Raw genomic sequence first — 24,220 nt, 5'->3', positions numbered from 1 at the left:
CGTGCACCCCAGCCTGCTTGAGTGGATTGGGATTTTTAGAGAGCTTCGGCTCTCTTTTTTTTATTTATATTTGGCTTGGTAGCGACGTTCGGGACGGCCGACTCCGCCGTAGCTAACGTCAGCGCTGATCTCACCCTCTGTGACTAAATACTCCAGATAGCGCCGGGCTGTGGTGCGGCTCGTACCAATGGCATCTCCCATCTCTTCCGCATTGATATGCTCGCTTGGGTTTTGCAGAAAGTGCTCTCGAACTTTGCTCAGCGTAAGCCCGTCTATACCCTTAGGTAGGCGGGTTGGTGCCGGCTCAAGGGAAGCTTGGCCGCCTTTGGGAATTAAATGATCCACATCCTGTTGATTTAGCGTTTGCAGCTCTTCAAGTTTAAGGCGGTGGTTGTAGTAAGTCAGCAGTGTTTGCTGGAGTCTTTCAAAGATTAATGGCTTAAGAATGTAGTCAAAAACGCCGCAATGCATCGCTTCGGTGAGGGTGCTAACCTCTTTGGCCGCGGTGATCAGTATGACATCCGCCTTGTTATGCTCGGCGCGGATCTGACGGAGAAAGTCTAGGCCGTTCCCTTCCGGAAAATGGATATCTAAGAGTAACAAATCGGGCTGTAAGAGCTCGGTAAGATCTTGAGCGTCGCGGGTGGAGTGTGCAATGCCTACCACCTGAAAGTTTTCTATTCGCTCAACAAAACGATGCTGGATTTCAGCGATTCGTGGATCGTCTTCAATAATCACCACGTTAATGGTTTTCATGAGTGTTGCCTCTTAGGTAGATAAACAGTGATGCGTGAGCCTCCTTTACTGGGGCACTCAACTTCTATCTGCCCATGCAGTTGGTTGATGATTTGTCGTGCTAGATATAAGCCCCAACCATGTCCTGTTTCTGACTTGCTGCTTACGCCTTTTTCAAAAATTTGGTTAACCTCAGCAGGTGGGATACCAGCGCCTTGGTCTTCGACTTCGAAGATAAGATCGTTACCAAGATCAGTCATGGATAGCTGTATCTCTTTACCGTGGTGTTTAAGTGTGGCCTCAAAAGCGTTGTCTAAGATATTACCTAGAACCGTCACCAGTTGTTCTGCCGCAATATGTGGAGGCAGTACGTCGATACGGCTCTCCTGATCAATGGTTAATTTTAGCCCCATTTCGTGGGCTCGGTTAAATTTGCCTAATAAGCAGCCGGACAGGACAGGGTCTTTTACTGCATCGACCAAGAAATGCAGTAACGCTTGGTGATCTTGCGTCTCTTGTCCAATTATTTCCAAAGCTTGTTCTGTGGCACCTATCTCTATGAGTCCTGCGATGGTATGTAATTTATTGGAGTACTCATGAGCTTGGCTGCGCAGCGTTTCAGCGTAGTGTTGGATTCGGGTTAGCTGTCTGCTGACTTCTTCCATCTCATCTTTGCGTCTAAAGCTGGATACAACGCCGGTCACTTTGCCTTCGTCGATAATCGGAATACGGTTCACTATGATGCTTTTCTGATTCGCATAACTCTCGTGGTCAAATTGGGGCTTACCACTTTCGAGAATCTCTAGAAGGTTGGTGTTAGGTAAGACCTCCCGAAGAGGCTTGCCGTTGAGAATTTGATTAGGCTCTAAGCCAAGTGTTTCGATAGCAGCACGGTTGAATGTCGTAATGATGCCGTCGGCATTAACAGAGATGACCCCTTCCCTAATCGACTCCAGCGTGGCATTTCGCTCATTAAATAAACGCGCAATCTCTTCCGGTTCCAGACCAAAAATCAGCTTCTTAATATATTTAGAGATCAAAATTGCAAAGTAGGTCGACGCTGCCAGCGCAATGAGCATCGTAAATAGTATGTTGCGCTGATAGTTGTCAATGATGTAATCCACTTTGTCCACCATATAACCCACCGATACGACACCAATGATTTGGCCATAACGGTCGATAACGGGAGCTTTACCACGGATGGAGGGGCCGAGTGATCCGGTTGCTTTGGAGATATAGGACTTCCCCTCTTTAAGAGCCGGTTCATTGTCGTCACCTACTCGGGGTTTGCCTATCCGCTCTGGGATGGGATGTGTGAACCGAATGCCCTGTGTATCGCCTATTACGATAAATCGGGCATCTCCTGTCTTGCGTATTGTTTCAACCAGTGTTTGTAGAGACTCTGAATCGCGGGATTTGACCCCATAAATAACAGCAGGCATCTGTGCAACGGCATTTGCCATCTGGAGCGCTCTTAGGCCAATCTGTTCTTCAACGGTGCTAGCTAAGTGGGATAATGCATATCCCCCCAGCAATGCAGTCTGGATAAGCACGAGCGCAGAGAGGGCTAATACCACGCGCGTCTGTAATGAAAGCTTAAATGATAGTCTATTTTTTTTCTTATTATTCATGCCGTTTACTCAGTATCGAGTCCTGCTCATAATACCTGATATGACGGAACTATGGATAAGATAGTTATATCTCATTAGGCACGGGAGTTTTTTCGGCGGATACTGGTCATAAATAGATATCGGAGAAAGGAGAAAGCCATGCTTAAAGTAAAAGATTTGATGAGGCAACATCCCCCCGTATTACAGCTGGATACCGGTTTGGCCGATGCCGTTGATGCTATTTTACAAAGCGGGTATTTAGGTTTGCCTGTAGTGGATGAGAACTCGGCCTTAACAGGGTTTTTATCGGAGCAAGATTGTATAAAAGCGCTGATAACCGATAGCTATCACTGCGACACCCATATTCATGTTCGGGATATTATGCGGGCAGATCCGTTGTTTGTTTCTCCCCAGTTGTCGATTCTGGAGCTGTCCCAAATTCTTGGGCGCGGTCAGCCGAAAATTTTCCCTGTTGTAGATGAAGAGGTTTTGGTTGGGCTAATTACCCGGGGTGATGTTATGAAGTCACTGAATGAGTCTTTGCAATCTTGCCGAGCATCCTGAATGGTGGGATGCTCGACAGACGTCTTTGTGGGCTAGCGCAAACTGATGCTTGGCCAGTGGCGTTCTTGGGCGATTTGCAGCAGTGTTTCATCCGCATCGACAACGACTGGATGATCAACGATCTCAAGCAGAGGTAAATCATTGCGTGAGTCACTGTAAAAGTGGCTGTCCTCTAATGAGTAGCCGGTCTCTTCCAGCCAGCGTTTTAGACGAATAACTTTGCCTTCTTGAAAGCAGGGGGTACCAGCTACTTTGCCGGTGTAGATGCCGTCGTGCTGTTCTGGGTCTGTTGCCAATATGGCGTCCACACCCAGTCGTTTGGCAATAGGGGAGGTGACAAAACTATTCGTAGCGGTAATGATAAGCAGGAAGTCGCCTTGAGCTTTGTGTTTTTGCAACAAGCTCAATGATTTGCTTAGTATCATCGGTTCTACTTTGTCCGCCATAAATTGCGTGTGTAAGCGATGCAGCTCGTCATTTGGAAGCATAGTCAGAGGACGCAAAGCAAAGCTGAGAAACTCATGAATATCGAGTGTTCCCTTTTTGTATTCCTCATAGAAATAGTCATTAGCTCGGCTGTATTCCGCCGCATCAACGATACCTTGTTCGCATAAGAACTCACCCCAAGCATGGTCGCTGTCACCGGCTAGTAAGGTGTTATCCAAGTCAAAAATTGCCAATCGCATCACTTATCTCCTTCCTATAGCGGCGCAAGCATAGAGGTATCTGTTAGTGCTTTCAAATATCTAAAAGAAAATTGTCTGGTAACGAGAGAGTTGGCAGGCTATTTGCGGATGGCGGGAAGTGTGGAACAATAGGGGTAATTAAGTTTAGGATTTTAAAACGTGATTGATTCAGATGGGTTCAGACCGAATGTCGGTATCATTCTGGCAAACTCTCTGGGTCAGGTGCTTTGGGCGCGGCGTATAGGACAAGATGCTTGGCAGTTTCCTCAAGGGGGAATCAATCCGGATGAGACACCAGAACAAGCGATGTACCGCGAGCTGAAAGAGGAAATCGGCCTCAATGCGAGCGATGTTGAAGTTGTTGCGGTTACCCGTGGCTGGCTTCGTTATCGACTACCCAAGCGCATGATCCGCAGACACTCCCACCCGGTCTGTGTGGGACAGAAACAGAAGTGGTATCTGTTGAGAATGTTAAGTCATGACTCAGCAGTGACCATCGACCACAGTGAGTCGCCAGAGTTTGATGGGTGGCAATGGGTGAGTTATTGGTATCCACTAGGGCAGGTTGTTTCATTTAAGCGTGAAGTGTACCGTAAGGCTATGAAGGAGTTGTCACCTAGGTTATCGCGTGTGATCGATAGACGGTAATCTTGTAATCTAAAGGAGCTGTGCTCATGCTTGAGTTGCTGCGTAAAATTGTTCAGGAAGTGAGTACAGCAGCGGATGTTAATTCTGCACTGGATCTCATCGTGCGCAGAATTCAGCGAGACATGAAAACCGAAGTTTGCTCGGTGTTTCTCTTCGATCCTTCCTCTCAGCGGTTTGTGTTGAGGGCATCGCAGGGCCTGAATCGGAAATCTATAGGCAAGGTATCGCTGTCCTCTTCTGAAGGGATCGTTGGGATGGTCGCGCGACGCGCAGAGCCTATTAACCTAGAAGATGCCGAAACCCACCCCGCCTTTTGTTATCTCCAAGAAACAGGAGAGGAACGCTTCCATGCGTTTCTTGGTGTACCTATTATCCATCAACGGCAAGTGCTGGGCGTGTTGGTGGTGCAGCAGAAAGAGTGTCGCCGCTATGATGAAAGCGAAGAAGCTTTTCTAGTGACAGTGTCGGCTCAGTTGGCGGGTGTCATTGCGCTAGCAGAGGCAACAGGTTCAGTTTCAAAAGTGTCAAAGACACAAGAAAAAGGGATTGAGTATCGGTTCGAAGGCGTGCCAGGCGCACCTGGCGTTGCTATTGGCACCGTCGTGGTTGTCGCCCCTTTGGCTAATATCGAGGCGGTTCCAGAGAAAGAAGCAGAAGATATTGAGCTGGAAATAAAGCGTTTTCAGCAAGCGCTGGACAAGGTTCGCAAAGATATTCGTAAGGTGAGCGCAAAACTGGCGCGCCGTTTGCGTCATGATGAGCAAGCTTTATTTGATGTTTATCTGCGTATGTTGGATGACAACGCTTTATCCGGGGAAATCGTTGAGCAGATTCGAGCGGGTAGTTGGGCACCGGGCGCACTGAGCCGCGTTATTATGACGAATGCTGGTCAGTTCGCCATGATGGATGATCCTTATCTTCGAGAGCGGGCAACGGATATCCGTGATCTGGGGCGACGGGTACTCAGTTATCTTCAAGAAGAAAGCGAACGACAAGCTATCGAGCTTCCCGAAAATGCAATATTGGTAGCCGATGAGCTTTCGCCCGCCTTACTGGGCGAGGTCTCTACTGAGAAGCTAGCAGGCCTTGTTTCGGTACATGGTTCTGGTAACTCTCATGCGGCGATTATAGCTCGTTCTATGGGCATACCCACAGTTATGGGGATAGTCGACTTACCTTACCGCCGTCTCGATGGCCGACATATTATTTTGGATGGCTACTCCGGCCGGCTCTACGTTGATCCGTCGGATGAATTGTTAGAGGCATATCGTGAGATTTTGCGGGAGCAGGCAGAAGTGGCGGCAGAGCTTGCCACTTTAAAGGAACTGCCTGCGATTACTCAGGACGGCGTGCGGATGCCGCTTTGGGTAAATACCGGGCTGATCGCCGATGTGGCCAGGTCTTTGGAAAAGGGAGCTGAAGGCATCGGCCTGTATCGCACAGAGATTCCTTTTATGGTGCGTGATTTTTTCCCGAGTGAGCATGAGCAAACGCAGATCTATCGTAAACAGCTGGAAGCGTTTGCGCCTTTGCCCGTGACCATGAGGACATTGGATATTGGCGGGGATAAAGCGCTGCCTTATTTTCCTATTCAGGAAGAGAACCCGTTCTTGGGCTGGAGGGGTATTCGCGTCACATTAGATCATCCTGAAATTTTTCTTGTTCAGATTCGCGCCATGCTTCGGGCGAACGAGGGCTTAGGTAATTTGCGGATTATGTTGCCTATGGTCACCAGTGTTCATGAAGTCGATGAAGCGAAACGTCTGCTGGATCGAGCTTTGGCCGAATTGCAGGACGAGGGTTATGTGGTAGAGCGCCCTTTAGTGGGTGTAATGATTGAGGTGCCCGCAGCCGTTTATCAAGCAAGGCTGTTTGCTCAGCGAGTTGATTTTATTTCTGTGGGGTCTAACGATTTAACGCAATATCTGTTGGCGGTGGATCGCAATAATCCACGAGTGGCCGGACTTTATATGGCTTATCATCCTGCTGTGTTAAAAGCCTTGGAATATATATCAAGAGAAGCCCACAAAGAGGGTGTGCAAGTCTCTATTTGCGGGGAAATGGCGGCTGAGCCGGGCGGTGCACTACTGCTGATGGCAATGGGTTATGATGTGTTATCAATGAACGCTACCAATCTTCCTGGTATAAAATCAGCGATTCGGGGCGTGACCATGGCCCAAGCGGAGGCTTTGCTAGCACAAGTCAGCCGCATGGATGATGCGGATAAAATACAAGCGCTGATGTCCGATACCATTCAAACATTAGGCTTAAGCCAGCTAGCTCGGCCAGTGCTTCCAGACTAATCGTTGTGCAAATAGCTTTTTATTCTTTGTTTCCGATAAGCGGTATTTGCTCACTGTAGCGCCGCTGTTCGAGAAACCCTTCTGCTCCATAGCTGGTTTCGATTAGCTCCGTTAGCCCATCTTTACGCTGTCTCAATACGGTGGTCGCTCGGGTTCCATACTCTGCAGAATGAATGAAGCAGGAGGACAATAATCTTTCCCATGCTTGACTGATACCGGTATCTGGCAGTTGTTCATCGGCAGCTACTTTTTGGTCGTTCAAAATATTGGCAAGATTCCCTAGTGATATTTCCGTATTGAGTGCTGCTCGTAGATTCTCTTTGGCTTTCAGGAGTTTTGGCCAAGGTGTATCAAGGAAAGCGTTACTCAGCCCGTAAATGCCGGGTGTTAATTGGGTGCTTTCTGCGCCGCGATTAGACGTATAGTAAAGTCCCGTCTTATCACCCAAGAGTAGATTAAAGCCGCCATAGTTTTGCTTAGTGTGAGATAGGTGATTTAAAAAATCAGAAGCGCTGTCTGGGCCGGTTAAGAATTCCCTTGTCAGGTTGCCGCGTGATAGGAGAGTCGTGTTTTTATCTTTTCCATTTCGGTAGTTGGTAACGGCCGAAAACTTCCCTTCTTTACTCACCCCTAGCCAAGTTCCCATCTGCTCAAGGTCTCGGCCAGCAAGAACCGTGGGATGGTCAGGCCATATATCCATTGCCAAGGTCGGGCGCGCAAAGAACTCATCGCGGTTGGCGACAAGTAATAACGGGTAGTCCGGATGGCATTGGTAAGCAAAAACAATTAAGCACACGGTAGGAGCTCTCTCTTGTATGTTTAATGAAAGACTATTCCGATACACTAGCCTTTTATACGATCATAATGGATTTTGACGGATGTTACTTACACTCTTGCTTTATTTAGTACTCGGTGCTGCTGCTGGTGTCGTTGCTGGCTTATTTGGTATCGGTGGTGGTCTTTTGATCGTTCCTGTGTTGGTGTTTAGTTTTGGCTTGCAAGGTATGTCTCCAGACGTGCTCACCCATGCAGCAGTAGCTACGTCGTTGGCGACGATCGTTGTAACCTCTATCAGCTCGATTCGTGCGCACCATAAGCGAGGTGCTGTTCGTTGGGAGATATTCAAACCGCTGATGGTGGGGATTCTAATCGGTGCGTTTGTTGGCGTGCTGACGGCAGATAAAATGGAGGGCAGGCACCTGCAAATTGCGATTGGTCTCTTCGCCTTGGCGGTTGCTTTCCAAATGGCTTTTGGGCTTAAGCCTAAAGCCGGTGCTGAAGTCCCCTCTAATAATGGTTTGGCTGGAGCTGGTGGTGTGATTGGTTGGGCGTCAGCCCTGTTTGGCATTGGAGGGGGAACGCTAACAGTGCCCTACCTCACTTGGAAGCAAGTTCCTATGCAGCAAGCTGTGGCTACCTCGGCTGCTTGTGGTCTACCCATTGCTGCCATGGGCGCACTCACTAATATTTATACGGGCTGGGGAGAAGAAGGGCTAGCACAGTGGAGCTTAGGATATATCTACCTGCCAGCCTTTCTGGGCATTATTGCCAGTAGCTCGATTTTTGCGAAGGTCGGTGCGAAATTGGCTCACAGCCTGCCCGCTGATCTATTGAAGAAGATTTTTGCGGTTTTTTTATTTTTAGTGGCACTGCGCTTTCTATTATCTAACATGTTTTAGGGAACAGTATGTGGGTTCATAATATCGATCCTATTGCCCTCGATTTAGGGTTTATGCAAATACACTGGTATGGCTTGATGTACCTTATTGCCTTTGCTACGGCGTTTGGTTTGGGCAGTTATCGAGCGAAGCAACCCAACTCTGGTTGGACGACCGAACAAGTTTCTGACCTTATTTTTTGGGGGGCGATGGGGGTTGTTCTCGGTGGGCGCATGGGCTATGTCCTTTTTTATAATTTTGATCAGTTTTTAACTGACCCACTGTGGTTATTTGCTGTCTGGGAAGGAGGGATGTCCTTTCATGGCGGCTTGATAGGTGTACTCGTTGTGCTTTGGGTATTTGGGCGGCGCTACGATAAAAGCTTTTTTCAGATGGGAGATTTTGTTGCGCCACTGGTACCTATAGGCTTGGGGGTTGGTCGCGTTGGTAACTTTATCGGCGGTGAGTTATGGGGGCGAGCGGCAGACGTACCTTGGGCGGTTGTGTTTCCGCGTGCTGGTGATGGTATTGGGCGCCATCCTTCGCAACTTTATGAAGCTCTGTTAGAAGGTTTGGTGATGTTTGCTGTACTTTGGTGGTTCTCCGCTAAACCTCGCCCGAGAATGGCCGTATCCGCCATGTTTCTGATTTTGTATGGTGTCTTTCGTTCGGCAGTTGAATTTTTCCGTGAGCCAGATGCTCATATTGGCTACATTGCCTTTGGTTGGCTAACGAAAGGGCAGTTGTTATCACTACCGATGATAGTGATAGGTCTTTTGTTATTTTATTGGGCATACCAAAAGAGAGGAAAATCTGAGCTGTGATATACGTGCAATCACAGCCCAGAGAGTGAGCTTTTGCAATCAGAACTTAAACTGTTTTACTAGGTTGCCTATTTCATTTCCGAGCCCTTTTAACTGCTCCGCCGAAGCTGTTGTTTCGATAGACTGATTCAGTGTTTGCTCTGAGATGTCGGACATGGTGTTTACATTCTGGCTTACCTCGTCTGTAGCTGCTGCTTGTTCGGTAGCTGCGGCTGAGATCTGTCCAATAGAGTCGTTAATTTGTGCGACATAAGAGGCGATAGAGGTTAGAGATTCCTCTGCGGCTCTGACTCGCTCTTCGGTGCTTTCAGCATTCAATCTGCTTTGTGCCATTGCCTTACTAGCGCTTTCTGAGCGCTGCTGCAGATTGACGATGATGGTTTGGATCTCTTCTGTTGATACCTGTGTTCGCGATGCTAAAGAGCGAACTTCGTCCGCAACAACGGCAAACCCCCGGCCCTGCTCGCCTGCTCGGGCCGCTTCAATGGCGGCGTTGAGAGCTAGTAAGTTGGTTTGCTCAGCGATACTGCGGATAACATCTAGAACGGAGCCGATCTCTTCACTATCTGAACGGAGGCTATCAACGGTGCTGCTGGATTCTGCCACTTGCTGAGATAACTGTCGCATAGCGTGTGCTGCTTCGACAACGACGCTTTTGCCTTGGTTTGCGGCAGCAGCAGTCGATTGAGAAAGCTCCGATGCCATCGCTGCGCTGTGACTTACCTCCTGCGCACTGGCTGCCATTTCATTGGTTGCAGAGGCTGCCATTTGAGCTTGTGTTTGCTGCTCATAGATCTCTTTTTGAGTCCCATTAGCCAGTGTGGTCATATTGTCGGCGGAGCTTTTTAGTGTATCAACCGATGATGCTAGCTGAGTAATGGTGCGTTGCAACTTCTCAGCGAAGGTATTGTAATTCTGTGCAAGCTTAGCTAACTCGTCAGAGCCGGAAACTGGGATGCGAATGGTTAAATCTCCTTCGCCTTGTGCAATATCTCCCAGCACTGAGTTAGTGTTATTGATCTTACTGATAATGGCTCTCGCTATGACGAAAGAAACCACGATACCGACTAAGATGCCAATGATAGTAACCAGCCAGAGCGTTGTGGTTGCCGTATGCGTGGTGTTCTCTGCGGATTCGGCTGCTGCTTGCATGGATTCTGCGATTGAGTGGCGTAGTTTGGCAACCAGAGTAACGGTTTGTGGGCCAATGGTGTCGAGCTTTTCAATGCCTTTATTTCTCTCGAAAATGACTTTACTGACGGCATTGGCAGCGGTTGCATATTTATTGATAAGATCTTGTGATTCTAATGTCAGGGTGCGTCGGGTTGGGTTTTCCAGGGTGCTCAATAAACTATCGATCTCTTTATGGACTGCACTTAGTTCATCGTTAAAGCGCTCGACTTGCGCAGGCTTGTTCTCAACAAGGAACTTGGCGGTATACAGCCGTGCTAAAAGAAGGGCGCGAATTGCCCGACCAGCATGATAAGCGGCAATAACATCACCATCCTGCTTGGCGCTATCCATGACTTTTGTCAGGTTTTTCTCAATCTTGGGGCCGTTGGCATCAAGTACGTCGTGAACTAAAGCATTACGCTTACGCATATTGGCTACAACGGTTTCCAGAAACGTATTTTGGTAATCCTGTTTCATGGATTTGAGTTTTTCCAGCATGTTCACGCGCTCAGGATTAAGGATGTCGGCAAACGCACGCGCTTGGGTTTCTTCCCATTCTTTGCTGATATCTTGGAATTTGCTAACGTGCTCCTCATCACCCGTTTTGATGTAGTTTTTTACATTCAGTCGTAATCCGTACACTTTGTCGGTTACGATGGCGGCAAGCTCTAGATCAGGCGCTAAGTCGAATGAAACAACCCTCATCTCTTCTGAAAGCTTAAAAAGCAGGTTGGTTCCTATAGCAACTGTTGTAAGCAGAATAAGGATTAATACAGTAGGAGCGATAGCAAGCTTTTTTGCTATTGATATGCTGTCTAATTTTTTCACATGGAGACCTCTGGTGATGTTCTTCTCTCTTTGGTATAGCACATAACCAGAAGAAGGGTGTTTCTAGGATGTATACTTTAGGCCTGATTCGTACGTTTTTTCTTTTGTTCTTAAATAAAGATATTATAAGACGACAGATGTTTAGTAACTTATATCTCACTGAAGGTGCTTCACGATGAAAGCGTATTTAGATCTTTGCCAGCGCATTATTAATGAAGGCCGGTGGGTTGAAAATGAGCGAACAGGTAAGCGTTGTTTGACCGTTATTAACGCAGACCTAACTTATGATGTAGAGAATAATTGCTTCCCTCTGCTAACGACTCGAAAGTCTTTTTGGAAGGCTGCTATTGCAGAGTTGCTGGGTTATATTCGTGGATATGATAGCGCTGCCGATTTTCGAGCGTTGGGCACAAAAACTTGGGATGCTAATGCGAATGAAAATGCCGCTTGGTTGAAGAACCCCTTTCGTAAAGGGCCGGATGACATGGGGCGTGTTTACGGAGTGCAGGGGCGAAATTGGCAAAAGCTGGATGGGGAAGTGATCGATCAGTTGCGTAAATTGGTTGATAACCTATCCCGTGGTATAGACGATCGCGGAGAAATTTTGAGTTTCTATAACCCCGGCGAATTTCATATGGGGTGCTTGCGTCCGTGTATGCATACGCATACATTTTCTCTGCTCGGGGATACCTTATACTTAACTTCTTATCAGCGCTCATGTGATGTGCCATTAGGATTGGTGTTTAATCAGGTTCAGGTATTCGCATTTCTAAAAATCATTGCGCAGATTACAGGCCATAAACCGGGGCAGGCGTTTCATAAAATTGTGAATGCTCATATCTATGAAGATCAGATCGCGTTGATGCGCGATGTGCAGCTCAAGCGAGAGCCGTTCAATTTGCCACAGTTGCATATTAACCCTGATATTAAATCCCTCGAAGATCTCGAAACTTGGGTGACGCTGGAAGATTTCGAAGTAACCGGGTATGAATGCCATCCTGCGATACAGTATCCTTTTTCAGTGTAAGAAGTTGTCGCGTAACTAATTTCCAAAAGGTGTAAATTGAATGAGAGTCGCTATGATCGTTGCCCAGGCTCAGAATCGTGTTATAGGACGTGATAATAAGCTGCCATGGTATCTGCCGGGGGATCTTAAGTATTTCAAGCAGGCTACGATGGGGAAGCCCATTATCATGGGGCGTAAGACGTTTGACTCCATCGGTAAGCCGCTTCCTGGGCGCCTCAATATAGTAGTCACAAGAGATCTGGATTATCAGCAAGAGGGTGTTAAGGTCGTGCACTCCTTGGATGAAGCGATCGATCTTGCTGAAAGTCAGGCGATGATTGATGGTTGTGACGAGGCAATGATTATTGGAGGAGAGCAAATCTACTCACAAGCTTTGCCATTGACTAAGAGGCTGTATGTCACGCAAGTTCATGCTGAAGTTGAAGGTGATGCCTATTTTCCTGAGTTTAAGCAGTCTGACTGGGAAGAGATTGGTCGCGAAGACTTCTCTGCAGAAGGGCCTAACCCCTATGATTATAGTTTTGTCGTGTATCAGAGAGTCACTGCATGATAGATGAGCGTTTACTGTCAGTACTTGCAGATGGATGTTTTCATTCCGGTCAGGAGCTGGGTGAGCGGCTTGGTGTGAGCCGTAGTGCTATCTGGAAACAGATGAAGATGCTTGAATCTTTAGGCGTTGAAATATATAGCGTCCGTGGGCGGGGTTATCGATTGCCTAGGGGGCTGGATTTGCTGTGTGAGCAAAGTATTTCGCAAGCTTGCCATCAGCAGGTGGGGGCGCGGCTAAAGCGTATTTTGCTTGAAAGAGTAGTCGACTCTACAAATCTCATGGCGATGCGTGACGTTCAGCAAGGATCGGCGGCTGGGCATTTATATCTGGCTGAATATCAGACAGCTGGTAAAGGGCGCAGAGGGCGGACATGGGTGAGCCCCTTTGGCTGTAATCTTTACTTTTCCCTTGTGTGGGGTTTTAGCGAGGGTGTTGCTGCGTTAGAGGGGTTAAGTTTGGTTGTAGGTTTAGCGATACATAAAGCCTTGCAATCGTTGGGTATTCAAGGGGTAAGCCTCAAATGGCCCAATGATCTGTTGGTGGGCTCTCATAAACTTGCTGGTATTCTATTGGAGATGCAGGGTGATGCAGCAGGTGAGTGTCAAGTTGTTATTGGTGTTGGTGTTAATGTGGCGATGCCTGAAGGTGAAGAAGCCAAAATAGATCAACCATGGGTCGATCTAAGCCGTTTAACCAGTATGCCCATGTCACGGAATCAGTTAATGGCCGCTATTTTAAATCACCTAATTCCTGAATTAGAGCGGTTCGGCTCAATAGGTTTTTCCGGGTATAGAGAAGAGTGGCAAGCGGTACATGCTTTTCAAAATGAACCGGTGAGGTTGATTTTAGGGAATAAAGAAATTGTTGGTCGTTGCTTGGGTGTTGACGGACATGGAGCGCTGATTATTCATCACCAAGGAGGCGTGGAGCACTTCCATGCAGGCGAAGTCAGTATGAGGGCGCTGCGTGATTCTTGAAATCGATGCTGGTAATACTTTTATCAAGTGGCGGCTAGTATGTAATAACACGGCTGTGCAGTCGGGCGCTGTTCGAACCCCTCTATTTGAGCCGGGATCATTTGATACGCTGGCAGAGTATGCCATACAGCAGGTGCTTGCTGGGTCGGTGGCAGGCGTTGAGTTCGAGAGAGCCTTGGTTGATGTGTGTGAACGTTTGTGGTCCTTAACACCCCTGTTTGCACGGACGCAGTCTTTGTGTGGGCGTGTCAAAAACAGCTATGCGGATCCCTCAAAAATGGGGGTGGATCGTTGGTTGGCTATGGTAGCGGCCTATGATCGGGCGGAGTGTCAGGTGATCGTTGTTGATTGTGGTAGTGCGATCACAATCGACTTTGTTAGCAAGGATGGGCAGCACGATGGTGGCTATATCATTCCGGGTCTGCGTCTCATGCAGGAAAGCCTACTTCGTAATACGGCTCAGGTGAGGTTTGATGAATCTGTCAGTAATCTCTTATATGTGCCGGGCACAAATACTGCTGAAGCAGTCATGCATGGCGCTGCTTTTACACTCAATGGATTGGCGCTATCTATTCGGCAAAAGGCTGATGCTGAGGGTGCGCAACTATTCATCACTGGAGGAGACGGCGCCTTATTTCATAAAATGGCTGGTGCAGGGCAGTATCTGCCGGATTTGGTTTTGGAAGCATTACCAAAAGTGTGTTTATCGTGAAAAAGTGGATTCTGGCATTTCTCGTATTGGCGAACGCTCTGACATTCTTTGGCTTCGTGATGCTCGAAAAGCCACAACAAGAAGAGGAATCTTTGGCATTAGAGCGGGCGATGGAGTTGCGCTTTGTTACTGAAGTGCCTGATCAGGCGCTGACAAAACGGTCTGAGCCTTTGGTTTTTAAGGAATTAGATAAGGATGGTTTGTGCTACGAATATCGAGGTATAGGTACGCAAGCCGATGCTGATCAAATTGCTGCCTTTATGACTGAGCAGGGGCTGGAGCCGCTCATTCTGTTGGATGATGCTCAAGATGCTCGGGCAGAACTGCCAGAGCGGCAGGAAACTGGCCAATATCGGGTGCGCTTGAAGTTGATAAGTGATGAGAATTTGATCAATAAAATCAATGATGTGCTGCTAGAAGCTTATAGAAGTATAAAAATAGAAAAAAAAGTGTGCAAAGGGGTTGCATCACAAAAACGTGATCAGTAACATATGCGCCACTTCGTTAAGCCGGTATAGCTCAGCTGGTAGAGCAACTGACTTGTAATCAGTAGGTCCCGAGTTCGACTCTTGGTGCCGGCACCACGAAGTAAAAAATGCTGGTGGGGTTCCCGAGTGGCCAAAGGGATCAGACTGTAAATCTGACGCGAAAGCTTCGGTGGTTCGAATCCACCCCCCACCACCATAACAAAGCTCGGTTCGGCGGGTATGGTATAGTGGCTATTACCTCAGCCTTCCAAGCTGAAGAGGCGGGTTCGATTCCCGCTACCCGCTCCAGAGCTTGCTATATTTGCTCAAGTAGCTCAGGGGTAGAGCACACCCTTGGTAAGGGTGAGGTCGGCGGTTCAATTCCGCTCTTGAGCTCCAGAATTTAAAAGGGTAGATGTAGAAATATGTCTGCCCTTTGTTGTATTGGTGGTCTATAGATCTTAACTGGTATGTTTGGGAATATTAACGATGGCAAAATCAACATTTGAACGTAATCTGCCGCACGTTAACGTAGGTACTATCGGCCACGTTGACCACGGTAAAACAACTTTGACAGCAGCTCTGACGCGCGTATGTGCAGAAGTATTCGGTGGTGAAGCGGTAGCGTTTGACGGTATCGATAAAGCACCAGAAGAGCGTGAGCGTGGTATCACAATCTCTACGTCGCACGTAGAGTACGAATCAAGCATCCGTCACTATGCGCACGTAGACTGCCCAGGTCACGCCGATTATGTAAAAAACATGATCACCGGTGCGGCTCAGATGGACGGCGCAATTCTAGTATGTGGCGCAACTGATGGCCCAATGCCACAGACGCGTGAGCACATCCTGCTATCTCGTCAGGTTGGTGTACCTTACATCGTAGTATTCCTGAACAAAGCCGACCTGCTTGCAGAAGACTGTGGCGGTGTTGACTCTGAAGAGTACGCTGAAATGCGTGAATTGGTAGAGATGGAAATTCGTGAGCTGCTGGATACTTACGACTTCCCAGGCGATGACACGCCAATCATCTGCGGTTCTGCATTGATGGCATTGAACGGCGAAGACGACAACGAGCTGGGCACAACAGCGGTTAAGAATCTGGTAGAAGCACTAGACTCTTACATCCCTGAGCCAGTTCGTGCGATCGATCAGCCATTCCTGATGCCTATCGAGGACGTATTCTCAATCTCTGGTCGTGGTACGGTAGTAACAGGCCGTGTTGAGCGTGGTATTGTGAAAGTGGGTGAGCCAATCGAAATCGTTGGTATCCGCGAAACACAAACAACGACATGTACAGGTGTAGAGATGTTCCGTAAGCTGCTTGACGAAGGTCGTGCAGGTGAGAACATTGGTGCCTTGTTGCGTGGTACTAAGCGTGATGACGTAGAGCGTGGTCAAGTATTGGCTAAGCCAGGTACGATCAACCCGCACACTAACTTCGAATGTGAAGTATACGTACTGAGCAAAGATGAAGGTGGTCGTCATACGCCATTCTTCAAAGGCTATCGTCCACAGTTCTACTTCCGTACAACGGACGTAACAGGTAACTGTGAACTGCCAGAAGGCGTAGAAATGGTAATGCCAGGTGACAACGTTAAAATGGTTGTTAGCCTGATTGCACCAATCGCGATGGATGAAGGTCTGCGTTTTGCGATCCGTGAAGGCGGTCGTACAGTAGGTGCAGGCGTTGTATCTAAAGTAATCGCTTAATACTTGTAAAAAGGTATTGCCAAGTACCGGGGGTGTGACTATAATGTGCATCCCTGTTTTCAGTAGGTCAGTGGCTCAATTGGCAGAGCAGCGGTCTCCAAAACCGCAGGTTGTGGGTTCGAGTCCCTCCTGGCCTGCCATCTTCAGTCGAAGATGGTTTCAAAGCGCAAGCTTTATTCGAAGCCGAGGCTAACAAGCGTGAATTCAAAAGAGACAACTGAAGTATCTAAGTTTGACGCTATAAAGTGGTTGGTAGTTATTCTGCTGGTTGCTGTAGGTGTTGTTGGTAACTCGATGTATGCGGAGCAGTCTTTGCTGTATCGTGTTATTGGGTTGCTGGTGCTGGCTTTGGTGGCTGGTTTTGTTGCATTGCAGACGGCTAAGGGTAAGGCGTTTTTCACTCTTTTTAAAGAGGCGAAAAATGAAGTGCGTAAGGTGGTTTGGCCTACGCGCCAGGAAACGCTTCAGACTACGGCGATGGTTGTGGTTGTTGTGTTGTTAATCGGCTTGTTTTTGTGGGGGCTTGACTCATTATTGGGTTGGATGGTCTCTAGTGTGATTGGTTAGGAGAGAGCGGCGTGGCTAAAAATTGGTATGTTGTTCATGCTCATTCTAACTATGAGAAGCGTGTTAAAGGTTCGCTGGAAGAGCGTATAGCGTTAGCGGGTCTTGAGGATATGTTTGGCGATATTCTTGTGCCTACTGAAGAAGTGGTTGAGATTCGCGAAGGTAAAAAGCGTAAGTCTGAGCGTAAGTTTTATCCGGGTTATGTTTTTGTTGAAATGGAAATGACGGATGAGACGTGGCATTTGGTTAAGCATACAGACCGCGTTCTAGGTTTTATTGGCGGTACGGCGGATAAGCCGGCGCCGATGACCGCTCGTGAGGCTGAAGATATGAAGTCTCGCGTTGAAAGTGGCGGTGATAAGCCTAAGCCTAAAACGGTATTTGAGCCTGGTGAAATGGTTCGTGTTTCAGATGGTCCTTTTGCTGACTTTAATGGTGTGGTTGAAGAGGTTGACTACGATAAGAATCGCCTTAAGGTTGCGGTTTTGATTTTTGGTCGCTCTACGCCGGTAGAGTTGGAGTTTGGTCAGGTCGAAAAGGCCTAAGATAAGAATTTTTGAAAACTCTGCCTTTGTTGAGGTGGAGTTTTTGCGTCTGTAAAAATCGGGGAGCCGTAAGGCGATTAACCCATAGGAGATAAAATAATGGCCAAGAAAATACAGGCTTACATTAAGCTGCAGGTCAAAGCAGGTCAGGCAAACCCAAGTCCCCCAGTTGGTCCAGCTTTGGGTCAGCATGGTGTGAACATTATGGAGTTTTGTAAGGCTTTTAACGCTGAAACTCAAGGTTTAGAGCCAGGTCTGCCTACACCAGTAGTTATTACTGTGTACAGCGATCGCAGCTTTACCTTCATCACAAAAACGCCTCCAGCTTCTATTTTGTTGAAGAAAGCAGCCGGTTTGAAGAGTGGCTCTGGCCGTCCTAATACTGAGAAAGTCGGTACTGTGACTCGTGCTCAAGTTGAAGAAATTGCAACAACTAAGATGGCAGATTTGACGGCTGCTGATATGGATGCTGCTGTTCGTACTATCGCAGGTAGTGCTCGTAGCATGGGTATCGTCGTGGAGGGTATGGAATAATGGCTAAGCTGACTAAGCGCCAAAAGGCGATCCGTGAAGTAGTTGAGTCCGGAAAAGCATACTCTATTACAGAGGCTGTAGAGACATTAGCAAAAATTTCGACTGTAGGCTTTAAAGAGTCTATCGATGTGTCTATCAATCTAGGTGTTGATCCTCGTAAATCTGACCAGGTTGTTCGCGGCTCTACTGTTTTGCCAAACGGCACAGGTAAAGATGTTCGTGTTGCTGTATTTGCTCAAGGCGAGAATGCCGAAAAAGCAAAAGAAGCTGGTGCTGATGTGGTAGGTTTTGAAGACCTTGCAGAAGCAATGAAAGGTGGTGATCTGGATTATGGCGTTGTAATCGCTACTCCTGATGCTATGCGCGTTGTGGGTCAGTTGGGTCAAGTTCTAGGTCCTCGTGGTCTGATGCCTAACCCAAAAGTTGGCACGGTAACGCCTGATGTTGTTACAGCGGTTAAAAATGCTAAGGCTGGTCAAGTACGCTTCCGTACAGATAAGAACGGGATCATCCATGCTGGTGTTGGTAAGATTGAATTTGCTCCTGAGTCGATTCAGCAGAACATCGAAGCATTGCTTGCTGATCTTAAGAAGCTAAAGCCTGCTTCTGCCAAAGGCGTTTATGTTAAGAAAGTGACACTGTCCTCTACTATGGGGCCAGGTCTGTTGGTTGATCAGGCGTCACTAAACGCTTAATCAACCCTCAAGGTTTTTTGAGGGTCTTCGTGACCTGTTAGACAGAGACGAAGGCCGTCAAAGACCGCAGGTGATACTTGTTGAAAGTGTCTTAATGGGGAACCGGCCTGCGCAGACGGTGAAAAACACCGCACACTCGTAAATCTACGTTTGTAGATTTGGTAAATAGTCGAAAGACTCAATCCAGGAGTTAATTGTGGCATTAGGACTAGAAGACAAAAAAGCGATCGTCGCTGAAGTCCAGGAAGCTGCTCAGAGCGCTCTATCAGCTGTAGTTGCTGACTCTCGCGGTGTAACCGTGACTGACATGACTGCGCTGCGTAAGCAGGCTCGTGAAAATGGCGTATGGCTGCGTGTTGTTCGTAACACGCTGGCTCGTCGTGCAGTAGCTGGATCAGCGTTCGAATGTCTGTCTGATTCTTTCGTTGGCCCTACTATCATTGCATTCTCTAACGAGCACCCAGGTGCTGGTGCGCGTATTCTGAAAGAATTCGCTAAGGGAAATGATAAGTTTGAGCTGAAAACAGCAGCCTTTGAAGGTTCAGTTGTAGACGTCAGTATGTTGGCAAGCTTGCCGACTTACGAAGAAGGTCTGGCAAAACTGATGAGCTGTATGAAAGAAGCAGCAGCTGGCAAGTTGGTACGTGTTATCGACGCTGTTCGCGTTCAAAAAGAGCAGGAAGCGGCGTAAATTACGCTCACTTGTTACAGTATTTAATGAGCTTAGGCTCCACTAGTTTTTATAGGAAAAAGTCATGTCTCTGACTAAAGAAGATATCATCAACGCAATCGCTGAAATGTCTGTAATGGATGTAGTTGAACTGGTTTCAGCTATGGAAGAAAAATTCGGCGTATCTGCTGCTGCTGCTGTTGTTGCTGGCCCTGCTGGCGATGCTGGTGCTGCTGCTGCTGAGCAAACTGAATTTGACGTTGTTCTGACCGCTGCTGGCGATAAGAAAGTAAACGTTATCAAGGCTGTTCGTGCAGCTACAGGCCTAGGTCTGAAAGAAGCTAAAGAAATGGTTGATGGTGCTCCATCTACTATTAAAGAAGGTGCTAGCAAAGAAGAAGCTGAAGAGCTTAAGAAAGCACTGGAAGAAGCTGGCGCTTCTGTTGAGCTTAAGTAATCGCACTTATGCTTTACAAGCAGCCTGAGACTGCTTGAAACACCTATGGCTGGTGGCAAATTGCCACCGGCCTTTTTCCGTTATTTATAGACAGCAATTAAATGACGGCAGCACAGACCGGAAGCTCTCATTCTGGACTGCTTCTCAACTTGGTGCACATGCTGGGGAACACTGATGGCTTATTCATATACTGAAAAGAAACGCATCCGCAAAGATTTCAGCAAATTGCTGCAAGTCATGGATGTACCTTACCTGCTAGCGATCCAGCTAGACTCTTACCGCAAATTCCTCCAAGAAGGAGTGGAAGCCGGAGATCGTAAAGAGGAAGGCCTGCACGCGGCTTTTAAATCTGTATTTCCTATTGTCTCTTATTCCGGCAATGCGGCTTTGGAATATGTTGGCTATCGTCTTGGTGAGCCCGTATTTGATGTTAAAGAGTGTCAACTGCGTGGTGTGACCTATGCGGCACCATTGCGTGTGAAAGTTCGCTTAGTGATCTATGATCGCGAAACGTCGAACAAGTCAGTCAAAGATATTAAAGAACAAGAAGTCTACATGGGCGAAATGCCTTTGATGACGGATAACGGCACTTTTGTTGTCAACGGAACAGAGCGTGTTATTGTATCTCAGTTGCACCGTTCGCCGGGTGTGTTCTTTGATCACGATAAAGGTAAAACTCACTCTTCGGGCAAGTTGTTGTATTCAGCTCGTATTATTCCTTATCGTGGGTCTTGGTTAGACTTTGAGTTTGATCCAAAAGATGCGCTTTTCGTGCGTATCGATAGACGTCGTAAGCTACCAGCAACTATCTTGCTACGTGCGTTAGGCTATGAAGCAAGCGAGATTTTAGAGATTTTCTTTGAGAATACTAACTGGACTTTGTCGGCCAGTGGTATTCAAATGGAATTGGTGCCCGAACGCCTACGTGGTGAAACCATGTCGTTCGAGATTAAGAGCCCACAGGGTGATGTGGTTGTTGAAGCGGGTCGTCGTATTACTCCGCGCCACATTAAAAAGATGGCTGATGCCTCTATGACACAGTTAGATGTTCCTATGGAATATCTAGCCGGTAAGGCGATCGCCAAAGATATTATCGACCCTGCTACGGGTGAACTCATCTGCCCTTGTAATACTGAAGTGACTGAAGAGTTAGTCGCTAAGCTATTGGCTGCTAATGTAACGGCTATTGAGACACTCTATACCAACGATTTGGATTGCGGTCCGTTTATTTCTGATACATTGCGTATTGACCCAACTCGCAGCCAGTTGGAGTCTTTGGTTGAAATTTACCGCATGATGCGCCCTGGTGAGCCACCAACCAAAGAATCAGCAGAAGCGCTATTCGAAAACCTCTTCTTCTCTGAAGAGCGTTACGATATGTCTGCTGTTGGTCGTATGAAATTTAATCGCCGCCTTGGCCGTAAAGAAGAAGTTGGCTCTGGCGTACTGGATAAAGATGACATTCTTGATGTCATGAAAACTTTGATCGATATCCGCAACGGTAAAGGTATTGTTGATGATATCGACCATTTAGGTAACCGCCGTATTCGCTCTGTTGGTGAGATGGCAGAAAACCAGTTCCGCGTCGGCCTTGTACGTGTAGAACGCGCGGTCCGCGAGCGTCTGAGCATGGCTGAATCTGATGGTTTGATGCCTCAAGATTTAATAAATGCTAAGCCAGTGGCTGCTGCAGTGAAAGAGTTCTTTGGCTCTTCACAGTTGTCGCAGTTTATGGATCAAAACAACCCGTTGTCAGAAGTTACTCATAAGCGTCGTGTATCTGCATTGGGCCCCGGCGGTTTGACGCGTGAACGTGCAGGCTTCGAGGTTCGTGACGTTCACCCAACGCACTACGGTCGTGTATGTCCTATCGAAACGCCAGAGGGGCCAAACATTGGTTTGATCAACTCCTTGGCAACATTTGCGCGCACAAACGATTATGGTTTCCTTGAGACGCCATACCGTAAAGTGGTTGATGGTGTTGTTACTGACGATATCGAATACTTGTCAGCGATTGAAGAGAACAAATATGTCATCGCGCAGGCTTCGGCCTTGATGGATGAGAACCGTCGTTTAACTGATGAGCTGGTTGCGGTTCGTCACCAGAACGAATTTACGGTAATGACGCCTGATCGCGTTGACTTCATGGACGTTTCACCACGTCAGGTTGTATCTATAGCGGCCTCTTTGATTCCGTTCCTTGAGCATGACGATGCTAACCGTGCATTGATGGGTTCAAACATGCAGCGTCAGGCTGTTCCAACACTGCGTGCTGATAAGCCGGTAGTTGGTACGGGCATGGAGCGCTATGTTGCTCGTGACTCGGGTGTATGTATCACCGCTAAACGTGGTGGAGTTATCGAATCTGTTGATGCTGCACGTATTGTTGTGCGTGTGAATGATGATGAAGTGACAGCGGGTGATGCGGGTGTTGATATTTACACGCTGACCAAGTACACGCGTTCTAACCAGAATACTTGTATTAACCAGCGTTCGATTGTCCGCCAGGGCGAAGTGGTAAGCCGCGGTGATATCATGGCGGATGGTCCATCAGTTGATATGGGTGAGCTGGCGTTAGGCCAGAACATGCGCATCGCCTTCATGCCTTGGAATGGTTACAACTTCGAAGACTCGATCCTTATCTCGGAGCGTGTTGTTCAGGAAGATCGTTTCACAACGATTCATATTCAGGAACTGACCTGTGTGGCGCGTGATACCAAATTGGGATCTGAGGAAATTACTTCCGATATTCCAAATGTGGGAGAGTCTGCACTGGCCAAACTGGATGAGTCCGGTATTGTGCATATTGGTGCGGAAGTTGGCCCTGGAGATATCCTTGTCGGTAAGGTTACACCGAAGGGAGAAACTCAGCTGACTCCAGAAGAGAAACTGCTACGTGCGATCTTTGGTGAGAAAGCGTCTGATGTAAAAGATACCTCTTTGCGCGTTAAAGGTGGTACGACCGGTAAAGTTATTGATGTACAGGTCTTTACTCGTGATGGTGTTCAAAAAGATGAGCGTGCTCTCTCGATTGAAAAAGCCGAGATGGATGCTATTCGTAAAGACTTAAATGACGAATATCGCATTGTTGAGCAAGCAACTTATGAGCGCTTAGCAAAAGTGTTGGTTGGCCTCAAGGCTGATGGTGGTGCTGGCTTGAAGAAAGGCGAAGAGATCACAGACGCTTTCTTAGGTGAAATTAAGAAAGATGAGTGGTTCAAGATTCGCGTATCTGACGATGCCGTTTCTGAGCAGTTAGAGCAAGCACAAGCGCAATTGCTAGAACGTCGTGAAGAGCTTGATAAGAAATTCGAAGATAAAAAACGTAAGCTTCAGACAGGCGATGATCTTGCGCCAGGCGTTCTTAAGATCGTTAAGGTTTATGTGGCAACAAAACGCCGCGTACAGCCTGGTGATAAGATGGCGGGCCGCCACGGTAACAAAGGTGTTATCTCGGTCATTATGCCTGTAGAAGATATGCCTTACGACGAAAATGGTGAGCCAGTAGATATAGTGCTGAACCCGCTGGGTGTACCATCGCGTATGAACGTTGGTCAGATTCTAGAAACGCATATGGGTGCAGCCGCAAAAGGCCTGGGTCGTAAGATCAATGGCATGTTGGAAGTCGAGCGCGAAAAGGCAGAAACGGTCAAAGAGATTCGTGAATTCCTGCACAAAATCTATAACTCAGAGCTAGACGGCTGGGAGTCTTCTCGTAAAGAAGATCTGGATAGTTTCTCTGATGATGAGATTATGGAGTTAGCGCGCAATCTGTGCGGTGGTGTTCCATTAGCAACGCCTGCATTTGACGGTGCGAAAGAAGCAGAAATCAAAGAGCTTTTACGTCTGGCTGACATGAATGATAGTGGTCAGGTAACGCTGTTTGATGGTCGTACCGGTGATCAGTTTGAGCGTCAGGTGACTGTTGGTTACATGTACATGCTCAAGCTTAACCACTTGGTGGATGACAAAATGCATGCTCGTTCTACCGGTTCTTATAGCTTGGTTACTCAGCAGCCGCTGGGCGGTAAGGCTCAATTCGGTGGTCAGCGCTTCGGTGAGATGGAAGTGTGGGCACTAGAAGCTTATGGAGCCGCTTATACATTGCAGGAGATGTTAACCGTGAAGTCGGATGACGTTAATGGCCGTACCAAAATGTATAAGAATATCGTTGATGGCGACCACAGAATGGAGCCGGGAATGCCGGAATCATTCAACGTATTGATCAAAGAGATCCGCTCTTTGGGTATCGATATCGAGCTTGAGAACGACTAAGG

23 protein-coding genes and 5 tRNA genes are annotated in these 24,220 nt (G+C 47.6%); 23 read left to right on the top strand and 5 right to left on the bottom strand.

Annotated features, from left to right (window positions below; all coding sequences use genetic code 11):
* Window positions 1–60: 60 nt before the first annotated feature.
* Both F0U83_RS15935 and F0U83_RS15930 read right to left on the bottom strand, forming a co-directional pair.
* Window positions 61–756 carry a response regulator gene (locus F0U83_RS15935; RefSeq protein WP_138988101.1) on the bottom strand — a complete coding sequence of 232 codons (696 nt, stop codon included), beginning with the start codon at window positions 754–756 and terminating at the stop codon, window positions 61–63.
* Window positions 753–2,366: an ATP-binding protein gene (locus F0U83_RS15930; RefSeq protein WP_138988102.1), complete on the bottom strand. Its 1,614-nt coding sequence runs from the start codon at window positions 2,364–2,366 to the stop codon at window positions 753–755. The genes F0U83_RS15935 and F0U83_RS15930 overlap by 4 nt, the downstream gene beginning before the upstream one ends.
* 138 nt (window positions 2,367–2,504) lie before the next feature.
* Between F0U83_RS15930 and F0U83_RS15925 the strand changes: the two genes are divergently transcribed.
* On the top strand, window positions 2,505–2,909 hold the full coding sequence (locus F0U83_RS15925; protein ID WP_138988103.1) for a CBS domain-containing protein: 405 nt from the start codon (window positions 2,505–2,507) through the stop codon (window positions 2,907–2,909).
* 32 nt (window positions 2,910–2,941) lie between these two features.
* Here the strand turns inward: F0U83_RS15925 and F0U83_RS15920 are convergent, their stop codons facing one another.
* On the bottom strand, window positions 2,942–3,595 hold the full coding sequence (locus F0U83_RS15920) for a histidinol-phosphatase (RefSeq protein WP_138988104.1): 654 nt from the start codon (window positions 3,593–3,595) through the stop codon (window positions 2,942–2,944).
* A gap of 159 nt (window positions 3,596–3,754) precedes the next feature.
* Between F0U83_RS15920 and F0U83_RS15915 the strand changes: the two genes are divergently transcribed.
* Both F0U83_RS15915 and ptsP read left to right on the top strand, forming a co-directional pair.
* Entirely contained in the window at window positions 3,755–4,243 is a 489-nt protein-coding gene (locus tag F0U83_RS15915; RefSeq protein WP_138988105.1) for an RNA pyrophosphohydrolase, read from the top strand.
* A 26-nt stretch (window positions 4,244–4,269) separates the two neighbouring features.
* Window positions 4,270–6,546: a phosphoenolpyruvate--protein phosphotransferase gene (gene ptsP / locus F0U83_RS15910; protein ID WP_138988106.1), complete on the top strand. Its 2,277-nt coding sequence runs from the start codon at window positions 4,270–4,272 to the stop codon at window positions 6,544–6,546.
* A gap of 19 nt (window positions 6,547–6,565) precedes the next feature.
* Here the strand turns inward: ptsP and F0U83_RS15905 are convergent, their stop codons facing one another.
* Window positions 6,566–7,342 (bottom strand): NRDE family protein, encoded by a 777-nt coding sequence (locus F0U83_RS15905; protein WP_170221858.1) that lies wholly within the window; start codon window positions 7,340–7,342, stop codon window positions 6,566–6,568.
* 82 nt (window positions 7,343–7,424) lie between these two features.
* Between F0U83_RS15905 and F0U83_RS15900 the strand changes: the two genes are divergently transcribed.
* Window positions 7,425–8,225, top strand: coding sequence for a sulfite exporter TauE/SafE family protein (locus F0U83_RS15900; RefSeq protein WP_138988108.1), 801 nt, complete (start codon window positions 7,425–7,427; stop codon window positions 8,223–8,225).
* Window positions 8,226–8,233: 8 nt separating this feature from the next.
* The gene (lgt, locus tag F0U83_RS15895) at window positions 8,234–9,028 is read left to right on the top strand and encodes a prolipoprotein diacylglyceryl transferase (RefSeq protein ID WP_138988109.1); all 795 of its coding nucleotides are present in this window, start codon (window positions 8,234–8,236) and stop codon (window positions 9,026–9,028) included.
* Between the two features lie 39 nt (window positions 9,029–9,067).
* Here the strand turns inward: lgt and F0U83_RS15890 are convergent, their stop codons facing one another.
* Entirely contained in the window at window positions 9,068–11,029 is a 1,962-nt protein-coding gene (locus F0U83_RS15890; RefSeq protein WP_138988110.1) for a methyl-accepting chemotaxis protein, read from the bottom strand.
* A 175-nt stretch (window positions 11,030–11,204) separates the two neighbouring features.
* Between F0U83_RS15890 and F0U83_RS15885 the strand changes: the two genes are divergently transcribed.
* The 18 genes from F0U83_RS15885 to rpoB all read left to right on the top strand — a co-directional run bounded on the left by F0U83_RS15885 (window position 11,205) and on the right by rpoB (window position 24,218).
* On the top strand, window positions 11,205–12,056 hold the full coding sequence (locus F0U83_RS15885) for a thymidylate synthase (RefSeq protein ID WP_138988111.1): 852 nt from the start codon (window positions 11,205–11,207) through the stop codon (window positions 12,054–12,056).
* A gap of 40 nt (window positions 12,057–12,096) precedes the next feature.
* On the top strand, window positions 12,097–12,606 hold the full coding sequence (locus F0U83_RS15880; protein WP_138988112.1) for a dihydrofolate reductase: 510 nt from the start codon (window positions 12,097–12,099) through the stop codon (window positions 12,604–12,606).
* Entirely contained in the window at window positions 12,603–13,583 is a 981-nt protein-coding gene (gene birA / locus F0U83_RS15875) for a bifunctional biotin--[acetyl-CoA-carboxylase] ligase/biotin operon repressor BirA (RefSeq protein ID WP_138988113.1), read from the top strand. The genes F0U83_RS15880 and birA overlap by 4 nt, the downstream gene beginning before the upstream one ends.
* Window positions 13,573–14,295 carry a type III pantothenate kinase gene (locus tag F0U83_RS15870; protein WP_138988114.1) on the top strand — a complete coding sequence of 241 codons (723 nt, stop codon included), beginning with the start codon at window positions 13,573–13,575 and terminating at the stop codon, window positions 14,293–14,295. The genes birA and F0U83_RS15870 overlap by 11 nt, the downstream gene beginning before the upstream one ends.
* Window positions 14,292–14,783, top strand: a complete 492-nt coding sequence (locus F0U83_RS15865; protein ID WP_138988115.1) for a hypothetical protein — start codon at window positions 14,292–14,294, stop codon at window positions 14,781–14,783. Before F0U83_RS15870 ends, F0U83_RS15865 begins: the two co-directional genes overlap by 4 nt.
* Window positions 14,784–14,803: 20 nt before the next feature.
* Window positions 14,804–14,879 (top strand) — tRNA-Thr (locus F0U83_RS15860).
* A 16-nt stretch (window positions 14,880–14,895) separates the two neighbouring features.
* A tRNA-Tyr gene (locus tag F0U83_RS15855) sits at window positions 14,896–14,979 on the top strand.
* Window positions 14,980–14,996: 17 nt separating this feature from the next.
* Window positions 14,997–15,071: transfer RNA gene (locus F0U83_RS15850), tRNA-Gly, on the top strand.
* Between the two features lie 15 nt (window positions 15,072–15,086).
* Window positions 15,087–15,161, top strand: a tRNA-Thr gene (locus tag F0U83_RS15845).
* Between the two features lie 90 nt (window positions 15,162–15,251).
* The gene (gene tuf, locus F0U83_RS15840; protein WP_138988116.1) at window positions 15,252–16,475 is read left to right on the top strand and encodes an elongation factor Tu; all 1,224 of its coding nucleotides are present in this window, start codon (window positions 15,252–15,254) and stop codon (window positions 16,473–16,475) included.
* A 64-nt stretch (window positions 16,476–16,539) separates the two neighbouring features.
* Window positions 16,540–16,615, top strand: a tRNA-Trp gene (locus tag F0U83_RS15835).
* Between the two features lie 58 nt (window positions 16,616–16,673).
* Window positions 16,674–17,042, top strand: coding sequence for a preprotein translocase subunit SecE (secE, locus tag F0U83_RS15830; RefSeq protein ID WP_246077812.1), 369 nt, complete (start codon window positions 16,674–16,676; stop codon window positions 17,040–17,042).
* Between the two features lie 11 nt (window positions 17,043–17,053).
* Complete coding sequence (gene nusG, locus F0U83_RS15825) at window positions 17,054–17,587, top strand: transcription termination/antitermination protein NusG (RefSeq protein WP_138988118.1); 534 nt, start codon at window positions 17,054–17,056, stop codon at window positions 17,585–17,587.
* A gap of 99 nt (window positions 17,588–17,686) precedes the next feature.
* Entirely contained in the window at window positions 17,687–18,121 is a 435-nt protein-coding gene (rplK, locus tag F0U83_RS15820) for a 50S ribosomal protein L11 (RefSeq protein ID WP_138988119.1), read from the top strand.
* The gene (rplA, locus tag F0U83_RS15815; protein ID WP_138988120.1) at window positions 18,121–18,816 is read left to right on the top strand and encodes a 50S ribosomal protein L1; all 696 of its coding nucleotides are present in this window, start codon (window positions 18,121–18,123) and stop codon (window positions 18,814–18,816) included. The genes rplK and rplA overlap by 1 nt, the downstream gene beginning before the upstream one ends.
* A 196-nt stretch (window positions 18,817–19,012) precedes the next feature.
* Window positions 19,013–19,507: a 50S ribosomal protein L10 gene (gene rplJ, locus F0U83_RS15810; RefSeq protein WP_138988121.1), complete on the top strand. Its 495-nt coding sequence runs from the start codon at window positions 19,013–19,015 to the stop codon at window positions 19,505–19,507.
* A 64-nt stretch (window positions 19,508–19,571) separates the two neighbouring features.
* A complete protein-coding gene (rplL, locus tag F0U83_RS15805) occupies window positions 19,572–19,943 on the top strand; it encodes a 50S ribosomal protein L7/L12 (RefSeq protein WP_138988122.1) in 372 nt (123 codons plus the stop codon).
* Window positions 19,944–20,117: 174 nt separating this feature from the next.
* Entirely contained in the window at window positions 20,118–24,218 is a 4,101-nt protein-coding gene (gene rpoB, locus F0U83_RS15800) for a DNA-directed RNA polymerase subunit beta (RefSeq protein ID WP_138988123.1), read from the top strand.
* Window positions 24,219–24,220 lie beyond the last annotated feature (2 nt).

This window comes from Neptunomonas concharum (assembly GCF_008630635.1).
Taxonomy (GTDB): domain Bacteria; phylum Pseudomonadota; class Gammaproteobacteria; order Pseudomonadales; family Balneatricaceae; genus Neptunomonas; species Neptunomonas concharum.
This window is presented reverse-complemented; position numbering and strand designations above follow the sequence as displayed.